The sequence below is a fragment of the Roseovarius sp. D22-M7 genome, assembly GCF_037083785.1.
GTDB lineage: Bacteria > Pseudomonadota > Alphaproteobacteria > Rhodobacterales > Rhodobacteraceae > Roseovarius.
The window spans coordinates 1-13,326 of sequence record NZ_JBAPKY010000073.1; the positions used below are offsets into that span (position 1 = coordinate 1).

Consider the following 13,326-nt stretch of genomic DNA (forward strand, 5'->3'; position numbering starts at 1 on the left):
AGGGCGCCTCCCGAGGAGGCGCCCCAAAGTTGAGAAGAAGCTTCAAGAGAGGTTCGTGTTTGAGAGTGTCGTGTTTGAGAGTGTCGTGTTTGAGAGTGTCGTGTTCGGCCAACTTGGGCAAACTCTGCCGTCGATGGGTAAAAGATCGGCTCTTGAAGCTTAGTCGGAGTGTTCGAGGTCTCCTTGGTGCCGCACTAACTTTGCCGCGCCTTCGGGGTCGCGCTCGATCAAGCTTAGAAGCAAATCGCCGGCTGCATCAGAACGTGCTCGCCGTCCTTGCTCCCAGTTTCTGACCGTGCCAAGGGGAAGCCCGTACCGGGCAGCAAACGCCGCCTGCGACAAGCCGAGACGACGGCGGAGTGCTTTTAACCGAAACTCAAAGCTGCCCTGGGTTTGGTCAGCGTTGACGGTGTCGTTGCGATGGCGCGGCCCGCGGAGGATATATTCCTCTGCTTGGGAAACGCCTAGGTCAAGGGTGGTGCTATCGATGATTCTTACCATTGGTATCGGTCCTTTCTGCTACACACGCATCGTTCCTTCCGAGTGAGTTTGGGTGTCACCCTCTAAACTGTGGAGTCGAGGGGGTGACACCCGCGACTTAGAGGGAGAACTCCAAAGCGTCTCGGATTGCTCGGAGCAGGCTGTAAATCTTTACTAAAGTAAACGGATTCTTAAGCATACTCGCTAGCTTATCATCATCCTCTGTAACATCGAGGAGGATGATTTCGTTTGACGCTTCATGGAGTAAGTAAATTACTACAGGACTATATCCGAGTTCAGAGGTGTTTGACGTCGGATGCTTTAAACGTCTCAGATTTTCTGAAACGCCATGCAATTGCTTCCCACATTTCGGGTCCTGTAGTAGTCGTTTCTCAACGCCAAGCACTTCTCGAGATGTGAGATAGGTCCTCGCAGACGAGAAGAACTGAGGCATGGGTGTGATGCGCATGAGCTTTCCTTTTGCTAGATTTCAGACAAGAGCTCGGAAGGTACGCTAACAACGTAGTACGCAATTGGCGTAGTTCAAGTGCTGATTTGCCTAGCTGTCACATCCCAGCAGGTAGTATGACTCCCGCACCAGATCGTTGATTTCTGCCCTGGCCTCGATCCATTCCTGCGACCGCATACCATGTCGCCAGGACGGGTGATCCGGGCCGGGTGCATGCCCGCCGCCCGCGCCGTGAAAGCGACAGACGCGCCACCCACGCACCGCAGGCCCTTTGCACCGCTCGCCCGTGCGCTTGGACGTTGCCGTGCATCTGGGGGCCGCATGGGCCTTGCTCATGGGGTTGTCGTCATCATTCATCGCCGCCCCTCCCCCCGGCTTTGACATTGCCGACGATAGCTTGCCCGCCGTCCGAGACGTTGACGTGCTGCACCGTGACCCGTTGTTCCCCGCCGGTCCGGTGTTTTCTCAGGGCCTCGACCTGGGCCGCGAAGGTGCGAGCAAGCTTGTTGAACCCGGTGTAGTGCGCTTGGACCTGGGGAATATTCTCAGTGTTCGCCAGCCATCGCGCTGAACGGATTGTTGCCACATGCGTTGCGGCCATCTGTACCGCAAGCATGCGCTCGACAGGATCACGCGGGGCCATGTCATTCACGATCGACAGCATGAAAGCCCGCTCGTCATTGCCGGGGTGCTCGTCGCTGGCCTCGTCCGCTTTCAGAGGCTTCAGACAATGACTTAGAAGGGCGTTCGCCTGCACCTCGTCACTCGTCCCGAAAATCCGATAAAGAGCGCTCTCATCGGCCAGCTCGACCTTGTGACCAGACCGGGCCGATCCCTTTACCGTCACGCCGAGATCGTCTGCCTCGGCTTTTTCAATCTGTGCGGGCATCACATGCTCGGCTCCTTTTTCATGTTCGGGTTTGCATGGGTATTTTTACCCCATCCGGCTCGAAGATAACGCCTTGGCGGTTCATCACGGCGCTGATCCGGTGAAGACCGGAATTGGTGTGCATAGGGTGCGGGATAGCGCTTCCCCGCCTCTCCCCCTCCCAATAGGCGACAGCCTTCGGATGTAGTCCCGCCTCAGCGGCAAGACGTGCCTGTGTCCAGCCAAGCCCCCGGCGGGCGATCCTGATCTGTCTGGCCTGCATCCGTCACGTCCCCTTTAGGATGTCCGAAAATTGTCTCATGACGATAGTTTACACAACTTTGGCACAACCTAAAAGGCTATCAATAATTAATAATACTTAATAGACTGACAGGTTTGTGAAGGCTAAAAATCGCACGGCAAACTTTCCTCTATAAAAGAGGCTTGCGCTCTATCCTGACCCGCTGCCCGCAACGCGCCTGAAGGGGACGATCTGCGGAGGCGCTGGGGGCATCTCCCGCCTTCTGGGGGACAACGCCTCGGAAAAACTCTCTCGCCATTGTGCGAGCGTCTCTGGGGCTTCTGGCGTGCCGCGCGCGTACTGCGCCGGAAACTGGCCCTCAGCGACAATAGCTTTCCGCTCCTCGGCGGCATCCAGTGCATCCGCGACGGCTTCCCATTCCGGCACAATCTCGAAACTGGCCAGCGGTCCGGCCACGGCCTCGACCTTGGCGCGGGCTTCAGACAGCGGCCCCCAGAGCAAGGCGCGCGTCTTATTCCCTGTCCGGCGGCCCTCTTTCGGCGCGGTTCGGTACTCGATCAGGCTCGCTCCGATAAGTGGCGCATTTTGCAAATAGGATATACTATTAGCATTTTGCGCCACTTGTTGCGCTGCATCCTGAAGGGCCTCATCGACCTTATTTTTCAGGCTTAGAAGGTCGCGCTCTGCGGTTCTGCGGTAACTCCATGTCTCGGGGAACAGGCGGATGGCCTCTCGATCGCTTAGAGGGACAAAGCCCGCTTGTGTGATGATCCTGCTGATCCGGCCCCCGCCTTCTCGCAGCTCGGCCCAGCTGCAAGCGGCATCAACGGTCACGTCAAGGCAGGTCTCGGACAGGATAAAAACCTCGACGGGGTTCGGCTTGAAAATTGGTCGGATCCGGTCGATCGCCTGAAGGGCCTCGGCGTCTCGGATTTGCGATAGGACGCGATCCGCCCATGGGTCCGGGTGACATGCTGTCTCGATCTCGACGGGCAATCCTTGGCGCATCCGCAAGGCACGCTTGGCCTGCGGGTAGTTTCCGCCGATGTTCTGGAACGCCTGCCCTGCCCTCGATGCAAAGGCGCGGGCGGTCTGCTCGATGTTCTGCGGGGACGGTTGTTCCCGCCCGATCACGATCACGGCGTCCGCATGTTCCCAGGTGTTTTGACCCCGTAGCGCACCGAAATGGGCGGTTTCGTTTTGCAGCCCTGCCTCCTTCAGCGCGCCGATCACTGACTTGTTCGCCACAACCAGGGCGTTGGGTTTGCTATGGGCAAAGGCGACCAGATCCCGGCGCAATTCGGGGGCCTGCCACTTGACGTTCCCGCCGATCAGCTCGCCCCGCTTGTTCTTGCCGGTGATGCTCTGATTTGAGAATGATTTGCCGGTTACTTGCGTGATGTTCGCGTTTCGCTCGACCCGGTGTTGCTCAAGGCGCATCGGCCCGAAAACCGCCTCGGCCAAGGCGTGATCCCCGGTCCCGTCTAGATGCAGGAAAGGTGTCGTTTGATTGAAGGCAGGCATTTTGAGATAGGCCGCCTCTAGCGCATTGGCCCGCCCGTTGCGGCCCCGCTTGAAAGTGATCGCGACAGGCTCCTGAAGCTCGGCCTCGATTTCATGGGCGACGGCATCGAAAACCCGCCCCAGCGGCCCCGTGATCTTCTCCTCTTGCTCCTCGGCGATCCGGGCGACACGGCGCTCGAAGGCGGCCCCGTCCAAGCCTGCGGCCAGCTTTGCGGTCTCAACCTTCTGCGCGATGCTTTCCGCCTCGAATTGGCTCAGGGCGGCGCGGGCTTCCCTGAAGCGTTCCGCCGTCCAGCCTTCCGCGATCAGCTCTGCATAAACCTCGGTCCCGCTAGGGTCCGCCTGCCACGCATCTCGTAGCGCGATCATCGCGGGCCGGATCAGTGCAAGCTCATCGGCCAGGGCGTCCGCGCGGGCGGATGCATCCGCGATCCGGCCACTGACACGGGTGCGGCCCTCGTAGGTCAGACCATCGCCCAGCGCGTCCAGCGCGATCTCGGCGGTTGCGGCCCCTTGGTTTCGCGGGGCCTCATCGAAAGCGATCAGATCCGGCTTTACCTGTCCGGGCAGGGGCAAAAACGCATATTCAGACGGCGCGAAAATCGCCACGCCCTGCGGATCATTGGCCAGACGGATCAGCTCGCGCTCTTGTTCGAGATAGGCGCACTCATCGGCAAAGGGGCATCGCTCGCATAGCGTCCCCCGGACGTTCGCGCCCCGCTTGGCTAGCGCCTCGGCGGCCTCGGGGATAAGGCACATTGTTCGATCAGGGCGGGCGGCATCCTGGGCGCTCCGGCCCTTCAGATGCAGTGCGACCGGCTCTGACGATCCGGCGGCCTTGGTGTAGTCCCGACATGCCTCGGCGGCTTTGGTGTGATCAGGGAAAAGGCATAGCGACGTGATCCCGTCCGCCCCTGTCAGGGCGTCGATCAGCGCGCGCGTTTTGCCAACGCCTTGCGCCCCGGACAGCATGACGCGGGGGGCGGGGGCGTCTTTCGTGGTCCTTGATGCGGGCAGATAATCCAGCCCAAACCGATCGCGGACCTCTTTTCGGATCGCGCGCTGGGCCTTTGCGACATCTGCCTTCTTCCGATCTCGATCAGGATCATCTTCTTCGGGATGCTCGATCTCTGCATAGGCGCTGGCGACGGCTTTCGTCGCGCGGATCAGGGGTAGGGCCTCATCGAAAAACCCGCGCACAACGTCGCTATGCGCCCTGATAGCGGCGTCTCGGTCCTCCTCCGGGGCGGGGTGATACGGGTGCGGGCTGGCATCCTGTGCTGCGCCCAGGGCGTCCCTGACAGCCTCGACCCCGGCACGTTGCAGCGTATCGTTTAGGTCGCTCTTGGATCCCTCAGGCTCTGGCGCGGTGGCAATCCAGACATTGCGGCCCGCTTCGATATGCAGGGCGACGGCCTTGGCGAAAGCCTTCTCGGCGGGGCTGTCCCCGGCGTCACGATCTGGGCATAGGATGATCTGGCGATCCGGGGGCAGGGGCGCGGCCTTCCATCCCGATGATCCGAAAACCGCCCAGGTCTCGCATCCCGTTGCGGCCCAGATGGTAAGGGCGCTTTCCGGCCCTTCTGCGACGTAAAGCGGCCCGCCCTCGATCTTGCCGGTAAAGCGGGCAGGGTGGCCCTGTATCGCCCCAAACGACGGCTTGCGGATCTCCTCGGGGGCAGGGCTGCCATCGTCCTCGATCAGGATACGCTGGCCCCCGGTGATCTCCCCCGCTTCATCGGTGGCCCAGGCGATCAGCGCGCCATAGCCCGGATGCATCAAGCCCCTGTGCGGCTTCAGGAGCGGCGCATAGGCCAGCCCTGTCTCGGGCAGGGTCTCGATCCCCCGGCGCTTTAGATATGCCTCGGCGGGCGTCCCCCCGACCTGCTGGGCGCGATCCCTGATCATCCAGATCAGCGCGGCGCGGTCCCTTGCCTCCTCGGCCTGCGCGATCTGGGCGTCCCGGTCTTGTTGCGCTCTTTTGCGCTTCAGCTCTGCCAGGTCCGGCTCGGCATCCGGTGATAGCCCCGCCCAGGCGGCGGCCTCACGCATGACACGCGGGAAGTCGTTTTTTGCCCTTTCTAGTCCGCAAAACTCGATGGCGATCAGGTCGAAAACGTCTCCGCCGTTGCCGGTGCGGTGATCAGTCCATAGGCCTCGATCTGGCCCGCGCATGACCATCGACAGCGCGCTCGATGATCTGGCGCGCCAATCCTTCCCGGCGGCCCTCTCCGGCTCGCCCCAGACGGCGCGGAAAAGATCCTCGGCCCGCTCGACCAGCGCGGCCTTTACGAAGTCACGGCTCAGGGGGGCATCATTCATGCATCCCCCTCCTGAAGTCCTTCAGGCTCTTGATCTGTATCTCTGCGGTCTGCCTTGGACTAGCGCTCGCGCTATCGCTGCGATATACTGTCCCCATGCCGCGCGCATGTTGCCCCATGTGCGAAATTGATCGCCGTCGCCTCTGCCAGGGCGGCGGCGGTTCTCATTTCAGGCGGCAATTTCAGACAGACCCAGCGCATCCGCGATCGCGGGCAGGTCATCAACGGCAAAGGTCCAGCGGCCCCCGGCGTTCTGGGTCGCAGGGATGCGGCAGTCTCGCGCGGCCTCGTATGCTGTCCGATATGTCGGGGCGCTATAGCCCGCCTCGATCAGGATCCGAGGCAGGGCGGTAAGGGGAAGACGTTCGGCCTGCATGTGTGCAGCTCCTGTGTTGAGCTGCCCGATCTGATCTTTACCGTGTGCAAATTTTGCTTTGCACTTCGTGGGAACACGGCTATGTTGAGACCAGCTAAGGCAGCTGTTGCATGAACAGACGCTATGCGCGGGGTTGCTCGCCCCGTGATCATTTTTTGAAGGTCTCGACGCGCCAACGTCGGGGCCTTTTTCTTTTGTGACTCGTGATCAAAGCTCAGCGTCATGGGGGCAGCATATAGCGGCGGGTGTGTGTGGCAAAGCGATTTATGGTGTTAAACGGCCGAATGTTGTGGGCCCTCGCCGTCTCACTACGATAGCATCCCTATGTGTCCGATCATTCTGCCCTGTTTTTATGGACAGCCCTGTCCATAATTGTTTATTGCTAATTGTCTTTTACGGATATATTATGTCCCTTAATGACAGTTAAGAGGCATGACACGATGACAGACCTCCCCGCGATCCAGCACGGTGATGATCTCGCAATTCGCGCGGCCCAGGCGGCTCATGACTCTGAAGGTGCCTATGCCCCCGCGACCGTCGCCACCTACCGGCACGGGATCCGGCGCTATATCAGATGGTGCGATGAAACGGGAACGCCCTACGCGGTCCCGATCGACCCTCGGACCTTGGCGCAGTTTGTCGATGACATGCGCGGGCAGCTGTCCCCGGCTTCGGTCTCGAATTACCTCAGCGCCCTCGCGCGGATGCATGGGGATCTCGACCTGCCATCCCCGACAGCAGCGGGCGTCGTTACTCTGGCGATGCGGCGGTTCCGGCGTGAATGGGCGGCAACGCCTCAGAAGAAACGGTGCGGTCGCGGACAAGCCAAGCCGATGCAGCGCGCCACGATCGACCGGGCGCTTCAGGGCATGGACGACACCCTCCTCGATCTCCGAGACGCGGCGATCATCGCTCTGGCCTATGACAGCCTATGCCGTGCCTCTGAATTGGTGGCCCTCGATGTTGCCGATCTGGAAGCCGATGAAAGCGACGGCTCCGGCGTGATCCTAATAAGGCGCTCGAAAACCGATCAGGACGGGCAGGGCCTGCATCGCTACGTTAGCGCCGATACAATGGCGCGGCTGTCCGCATGGATCAGCGCAGCCCGCCTTGATCCCGACAGCCCGCTATTCGTGCCTATGTCACGTAAGGGGCAAGGGGAACGCCTGTCCCCTCGCGACGTGTCCCGTATATATAAAGGTCGCGTCGGGGTGGCATTTTCCGCTCATTCGACCCGCGTCGGGGGCGCGATCGATCAGCTGGGCGCGGGCATCGCCTCCGGGCAGATTGCCCAATCTGGCGGCTGGAAGGGCGAACAGATGGTTACACGCTATACAAAACGTCTCGCGGTAAAACAGTCCGGCGCGGCGATCCTCGCCCAAAAACAGGGGCGGACATGATCTACCTCTTTTCAGGTAGCGCTAAGATCACACCAACAAACAACGCTTCGCCCCGCTCATGGCGTTGGGGCGAAGCGCTTAGGTTCAAGCGGCAGTTTCCCAATGATCGCCTTCCATCCGGAATGTCCGCATTTCCACAATCTCACGGTCAAGTTCCGCAATTTCTTTCATGGTTTCCGCAATGTCATCATGCTTTGTTGTTGCAAGGTAAAAAGCTCCAAGTGCTGCGGCGGCAGGTCCAGGTACCTTTGTTTCCCCGGTTTCCCAGCGGCTAACATTTTTCTCATCAGTCTTTAGAATGCCGGCCAGCGCTCGCTGGGAAACGTCCAATTCACGCCTCAGGAATCTAAATTCCTCTCGCGTCATGACACCAGGACGGTTGATAATGTCCTCGGCGATCAACCGATGCAGATCTTCAAGATTCTCGATTTTTGTCGCAGGCCCATAGGGCGTCTCAACGAACTCAACGCCACCTTGCAACCAGACGTTCGGCAAACCAGCCGTTTTATAGTGAAAAACCTCTTGCATCGTGCTTCCTCCATTTCAGCGACCCGCAGGGTGCGTGGTCACAACAGTGACAACTAAATCGTCGCCCCGAATCGCGCAGACGATGGCGATCCGCGCACCTGCTGACGTTCCGACAACTTTCCCTTCCCAGTTGGACAAATCCACTCGCCACGTCGGATCTTCTAACGAATCGCAGCGCGACAACGCCTTCAGAACCATACGACGGGTTATGTCCCGCTCTTCCATCTTGTCTTCAGCATGGTCTGTAAACAGAACCATGTGATGAAACTTGGACCGATCTCGGATCGCTTCTACGAATTGCGCAGGTGACATAAACGGGATTGGTTCCAAGTTCGTTCTCATACCCCAATTTGGGGTATGACGGCACAAAGGTCAACATATTTCCCCCAATTTGGGGGTAAGGTCATAAATTAGAATTAACGCAACGGCCTCACAGCTGAAAACACGCTCTCAGGCTTGCAAAAGCCTGCTAGTTGTCCCGTAGGGCTTTCAGCTCTGCCTCGACCTGGGGCCGGTAGGCTTCCATCGCATCCCGCACAAGGGCGCTTGCGGACCGTCGCGCCTGCGGGGGCTTCTCGCCTTTCCGGCGGGCTTCCCGCTTTGCCGCGCGCTCGACCTTCAGGCGCTCCTCGGCCAAGTCCCGATAAAGCTCGATCAACTCGACGGGCAGGTTATACGAAACGGTTTCAGTCTCGCCCTGATAGCCCGCATCGGATGATGTTTCCGGCGCGGATCCTGACAGCTTCCCGGCGATCTGCGCGGCCTTCTGGGCCGCATCCTTGGCGCTAGGCCTCACGTTCCCTTTAAGCGATTGCCTGACCATCCCTTAGCCCTTCTCTGCTAGTTTCTTGATCACACTCGCCAAGGTGCGGATCTCGACATGGGCGGCGGATCCCTTGGCATAATCTCCGATCCAGCGACCCGCCGTGAAGGCGTCCACATGGGCGATCCTTTGCGATATGACCGGCGCGACCAGCTCGCCATAATCATGTAGCACGGCCTCGATCTCGGCCCCTGCGGCTGTCCGGCGATCCACCTTGGACGGCACGATCAGGGCGCGGGGCTTGCCGTCGTGCCTTTGATCCCTGGCCTCTGCGATCAGCTCGATCGCGCGGTTTGTAGCCCGAAGATCCGCCCCGGACGGGGACACAGGAACCACGGCTAGATCACATATTGCCAGGGCGGCAGCGGTCGCGTTCCCCAGCATGGGCGGAAGGTCGATCACGATCTGGGCGGCCTCGATCGCCAATACCGTCTCGATCCAGGCTTGCACGTCCTCGCCTGTCAGCGGGGCCTCAATCACGGGGAAGGGCAGGTTGCCATCCTCGGCCCAGGCGGTCGCGGTGGCCTGCGGATCCGCATCGACAAGGGCGACCTTGGGGGCAAACGCTCCGGCGATGTTGACGGCCAATGTCGATTTGCCGACCCCTCCCTTCAGATTTGCCAGAGCGATGATCGCCAAGCCCGCCTCCTCCCCTTTTTAGGGGTGTATAAATTATCCCCTGAAGATAAGCCTGTCAGGCTATCAATAGCAATGGGCGGCCTATCTATGGGGTGCGAATTGTTAGCTAACTTTCGACGGTCGCACAAACCGGGCGAGCGGCACTCTCGACCTTGGCGGAAGCTGCTAGCTCCGGCCAGTCCTAGGCGGCGCGCAACCTTCATTATGTGTAATTCTCAATTCGGGATTTATAAACGAATTCAGGCACTTACGCCATAACCTATCGTATCGCGGAAATTCCCGAAGGCGGCGTAACATTGTTGCGCAGGGGGTTAACGTAGAAAAAACGTTGTGTGGCAATGGGTTAGAGGGTTAGGCATGTTGAGAAATGATGAGGTTCGCGGCGCGGTGCGAAACCTGACACGAACTCGCGCGCTCTGGCCAAAGAGATCAAGTGGATGCATTCGACCGCGTGACATTTTGAAGTTAACGTTCCTATTTCTTGCCAACTTCGCACAAGCCCGCGGACACCCAACGCAATCGGCTGTCAAATGCATCGCGCATCATGCGCAATGTATCGTGTCATGCGTCTTCAGCGTCACGCATCACGTCCTTTGCGTTCGCGCGCTCTCGTCCTTCTCGCGGGCGCCGCGCTGCGAAACCTGACAAAACCTCACATTGCCTCACACCAGCTCGCGCGCCTCGGCCCAGGATATGCCGCGCTCAGCGGCGGGGTCTGTCGCGCCTTGCTTTCGGCATACAGGCGCTCCAATAGGCGCTGTGCGCAGCTCCTGCAGCCTTGGCTATGGCGGCGGCGGCTTAGTCTTTGGTCATGGCGTCTCCAGAAACTTTCAGCATGCAGGCGCATAAAGTCGTCGATAAATGTCAAGAAAACAACGAGATTGACGGATAAAAGCACGATGTTCACGGCTACGTTTTGAATATGAGAAAAGGTGAAATTTCATCATGATTTACCGCAAAGACGTTGACGGGCTGCGCACGATAGCGGTGGTGCCTGTGGTGCTGTTTCACGCTGGTTTGCCGGGCTTTGCAGGCGGTTATGCGGGTGTTGACGTATTTTTTGTTATCTCGGGTTTCTTGATCACAACGCTACTTCTGGAAGACTTGCAGCGTGATCGCTTTTCCATATGGCGGTTCTATGAACGCCGTGCGCGCCGCATCATTCCAGCCCTGACGCTTGTAGTTGCGGCCTCAACGTTCATGGCTGCCCTTACCCTGCCACCGCCAAGGCTCGAGGAATACGGTGCCTCGATGATTGCGACGGCCTTTTTCGGGGCCAACGTCTATTTTTGGCGCACCACCGATTACTTTGCTACCTCTGCCGAGGAACGTCCTCTTCTGCATATGTGGTCACTAGCCGTAGAAGAACAATTCTACATTGTCTTCCCGCTCGTGCTGTTGGCTCTCTGGCGCTGGCGCAAAAACGGCTCGGACGCCACGCTCTGGTCCATATTCATTGGGTTGGCTGTGCTTAGCTTCGCGCTCGCCGTTTTTTCCGCGGGCTGGAAGCCGGTGGCCAACTTTTATTTACCGGTGACCCGCGCATGGGAGTTGCTGGCTGGTAGCCTAGTGGCATTGGCTACCAAGGGTAAGCCACCCACCAAGACACCCTACGCCCCTTGGCTGGCAGGGCTTGGTCTGATCTTTGTGATAGGCGCACTCATAGGTCTCAATGACGCCACTCCTTGGCCGGGGCCATGGACTATGTTGCCGGTTGCGGGCACCGCCTTGATCCTTGCTTTCGCGCGGGCCGATTGCCTGACGGGCTTTATCCTCAGTTGGCGACCAATGGTCTGGATCGGGCTTTTATCCTACTCGATATATCTCTGGCATCAACCACTGTTGGCTTTCGCACGCATTACCACGTCAGGCCAACCGCCGCTCTGGCTGATGGTAAGTCTCGCGGTCGCGACGGTGCCACTCGCATGGCTCAGCTGGTACTTTGTCGAACAACCTTTCCGCACACGCCCGAGTGCAGGCGGATTTTCCCGCCGCGCCATCTTCACCGCCTCGGCCGCAAGCCTCACAGCCATGACCGCCATCGGTATTGTGCCGATTGGTGCGCCCCAGCTCACCGAAACTCTTTACACCGCAAGCCTCTCCGATGAGGCCCGGGAGCGTTATACCGTCCTGCAGAAAGCCAATAACGCTGGGCTGATTCAAAATCCCGACATATCCGCCGATAGACCTTGTCGCCACAAATTTTCCATGGTCACGCCAGCAGCCAAAGAAATGCTGCTGCGCTGCACCGACAACGGCCAGCGCGCGGTGATCGTGACGGGCGGATCACATGCGGGAGACCTGTATGGTGCGCTTGCCGTGGCGTCCGAGGTAGAAGTCATGATCGGATTTACACGCGGGTATTGCAGACCGCACCGCAGTCTTGGGTCCCCGCCACCCCATGAATGTCCCTATGACGGCGTGCAAAATTTGATGGCCGCCCATCCGGATCGGGTCGCTCTGGTTGTCTATACCCAAGCCGGTTTCACAGTGTTTGACGATTACAGGAGTGTACGCGGCGCAGAGGGATTACACTTGGACCTTGTCGAAGAGGTGGGCGACTATCTCGAGACTCTGGCGGCACATGTTCCCGTACTCGCTCTTGGGCCCCGGCCGATTCTTGGCATCGATCCCCGCCACCTTTCTGTCACAGAACCCTTTGAACCACAGATTGCCCGCGCACAGGATCCGGGTATCTCTGAGGCTATGTCTGCCGTTGACCGAGCATTTGCCGAAACCTTCGCAGCGCGCGGAGTACCATACCTGTCGCACGCCGATGCGATCGACACCATCCTACCAGAGGAAGCGATAATTGAAGATATGCTGACATATAGAGACACGGATCACTGGAGTTTGCACGGCAACCGGATCTTTGGCATACGTCTGATCTCTGCGCTCCACGCAAAGGGGTATGAAGCCTTGTTTCCGTTTAAATGAGTTCTGCAGACCTCACGTATTCCTGATTAGGTGTGGGATGGGATCAGAATGTTGAAGTCAGCGGCCCTGACATTGCCTCACACCAGCTCGCGCGCCTCGGCCCAGGATATGCCGCGCTCGGCGGCGAGGCCCTCCACCGTCAAGGCGGTTTCGTATGCCTCGTCGAGCAGGCCCTCGGGCACGTCGAGGTCGGCGGCGGGGTCTATCGCTCGGCGTTCGGTGTCGCAGGCGCTCGAGTAGGCGCGGTATGCGGCCTCCACTGCCTCGGCCATGGCGACGGCGGCTTGGTCTCGGGTCATGGCGTCATCTCCGGCAATTTCCGGACACCTGAAAAGGGTGGGTGTATGGCGTCAAAGGGGGATAATTGGGTGGATACGATCGGCGGCGTCACGGCCATGTCCCTTTTTTTATACGCAATACGCGCGCGGCATGGTGCCTTTGCACGGCACCAACACCAGTTTCAGGCGCGCAACCGGCCTAAACGAATTGGCGGGCTTCGGACCACGGGAGACCATCGGCAGCGGCTATGTCTTCCACCTTCAGCGCGGCGTCATATGCAGCATCGAGTCAGTCCTATGGCGCGTCCGGGTCGGCGGGGTCTATTTAAGCGCCCCGAGTTTACCGCCTTCCCGATACGCGTGGGCCAATCCAAAGTTCGGAGCCATGCAATAAGTAGGGCGCCTCCCGAGGAGGCGCCCC

The 13,326-nt window shown here is 59.5% G+C and carries 11 protein-coding genes and 1 pseudogene; 2 read left to right on the forward strand and 10 right to left on the reverse strand.

The genetic code is table 11. The annotated features are described in order from the left end of the window. Nucleotides 1–159 precede the first annotated feature (159 nt). The 5 genes and pseudogenes from V8324_RS19470 to V8324_RS19485 form a co-directional block, all read right to left on the reverse strand. Entirely contained in the window at nucleotides 160–501 is a 342-nt protein-coding gene (locus V8324_RS19470) for a helix-turn-helix domain-containing protein (RefSeq protein WP_336421570.1), read from the reverse strand. Between the two features lie 797 nt (nucleotides 502–1,298). Beyond that, entirely contained in the window at nucleotides 1,299–1,838 is a 540-nt protein-coding gene (locus V8324_RS19475; protein ID WP_336421571.1) for a hypothetical protein, read from the reverse strand. 430 nt (nucleotides 1,839–2,268) lie between these two features. Beyond that, nucleotides 2,269–4,803 carry a hypothetical protein gene (locus V8324_RS19480; RefSeq protein WP_336421572.1) on the reverse strand — a complete coding sequence of 845 codons (2,535 nt, stop codon included), beginning with the start codon at nucleotides 4,801–4,803 and terminating at the stop codon, nucleotides 2,269–2,271. Between the two features lie 432 nt (nucleotides 4,804–5,235). Next, nucleotides 5,236–5,925: pseudogene (locus V8324_RS22500) on the reverse strand (DUF7146 domain-containing protein); the annotation flags it as partial. Between the two features lie 168 nt (nucleotides 5,926–6,093). Continuing rightward, complete coding sequence (locus tag V8324_RS19485) at nucleotides 6,094–6,300, reverse strand: hypothetical protein (RefSeq protein WP_336421573.1); 207 nt, start codon at nucleotides 6,298–6,300, stop codon at nucleotides 6,094–6,096. A gap of 440 nt (nucleotides 6,301–6,740) precedes the next feature. On the opposite strand from V8324_RS19485, the gene V8324_RS19490 reads away from it, so the two are divergent. Continuing rightward, a complete protein-coding gene (locus V8324_RS19490) occupies nucleotides 6,741–7,700 on the forward strand; it encodes a tyrosine-type recombinase/integrase (protein WP_336421580.1) in 960 nt (319 codons plus the stop codon). Between the two features lie 84 nt (nucleotides 7,701–7,784). Here V8324_RS19490 and V8324_RS19495 read toward each other — a convergent pair whose 3' ends face one another. From V8324_RS19495 to V8324_RS19510, 4 genes are all read right to left on the reverse strand, one after another. Further along, nucleotides 7,785–8,228 carry a hypothetical protein gene (locus tag V8324_RS19495; RefSeq protein ID WP_336421574.1) on the reverse strand — a complete coding sequence of 148 codons (444 nt, stop codon included), beginning with the start codon at nucleotides 8,226–8,228 and terminating at the stop codon, nucleotides 7,785–7,787. Nucleotides 8,229–8,243: 15 nt separating this feature from the next. Beyond that, nucleotides 8,244–8,486 carry a DUF4258 domain-containing protein gene (locus V8324_RS19500; RefSeq protein ID WP_336421575.1) on the reverse strand — a complete coding sequence of 81 codons (243 nt, stop codon included), beginning with the start codon at nucleotides 8,484–8,486 and terminating at the stop codon, nucleotides 8,244–8,246. A 211-nt stretch (nucleotides 8,487–8,697) separates the two neighbouring features. Continuing rightward, nucleotides 8,698–9,024: a hypothetical protein gene (locus V8324_RS19505; protein WP_336421576.1), complete on the reverse strand. Its 327-nt coding sequence runs from the start codon at nucleotides 9,022–9,024 to the stop codon at nucleotides 8,698–8,700. Nucleotides 9,025–9,054: 30 nt separating this feature from the next. Then, entirely contained in the window at nucleotides 9,055–9,690 is a 636-nt protein-coding gene (locus tag V8324_RS19510) for a ParA family protein (protein WP_336421577.1), read from the reverse strand. Between the two features lie 945 nt (nucleotides 9,691–10,635). On the opposite strand from V8324_RS19510, the gene V8324_RS19515 reads away from it, so the two are divergent. Beyond that, nucleotides 10,636–12,627, forward strand: coding sequence for an acyltransferase family protein (locus V8324_RS19515; RefSeq protein WP_336421578.1), 1,992 nt, complete (start codon nucleotides 10,636–10,638; stop codon nucleotides 12,625–12,627). A gap of 77 nt (nucleotides 12,628–12,704) precedes the next feature. On the opposite strand, the gene V8324_RS19520 is transcribed toward V8324_RS19515, so the two are convergent. After that, nucleotides 12,705–12,926, reverse strand: a complete 222-nt coding sequence (locus V8324_RS19520; RefSeq protein WP_336421579.1) for a hypothetical protein — start codon at nucleotides 12,924–12,926, stop codon at nucleotides 12,705–12,707. Nucleotides 12,927–13,326: the final 400 nt, after the last annotated feature.

Coding starts and splice junctions, on each gene's coding strand:
- V8324_RS19470 (WP_336421570.1), bottom strand. CDS start 501: ATGGTAAGAATCATCGATAGCACCACCCTTGACCTAGGCGTTTCCCAA.
- V8324_RS19475 (WP_336421571.1), bottom strand. CDS start 1,838: ATGCCCGCACAGATTGAAAAAGCCGAGGCAGACGATCTCGGCGTGACG.
- V8324_RS19485 (WP_336421573.1), bottom strand. CDS start 6,300: ATGCAGGCCGAACGTCTTCCCCTTACCGCCCTGCCTCGGATCCTGATC.
- V8324_RS19490 (WP_336421580.1), top strand. CDS start 6,741: ATGACAGACCTCCCCGCGATCCAGCACGGTGATGATCTCGCAATTCGC.
- V8324_RS19495 (WP_336421574.1), bottom strand. CDS start 8,228: ATGCAAGAGGTTTTTCACTATAAAACGGCTGGTTTGCCGAACGTCTGG.
- V8324_RS19500 (WP_336421575.1), bottom strand. CDS start 8,486: ATGGTTCTGTTTACAGACCATGCTGAAGACAAGATGGAAGAGCGGGAC.
- V8324_RS19515 (WP_336421578.1), top strand. CDS start 10,636: ATGATTTACCGCAAAGACGTTGACGGGCTGCGCACGATAGCGGTGGTG.
- V8324_RS19520 (WP_336421579.1), bottom strand. CDS start 12,926: ATGACCCGAGACCAAGCCGCCGTCGCCATGGCCGAGGCAGTGGAGGCC.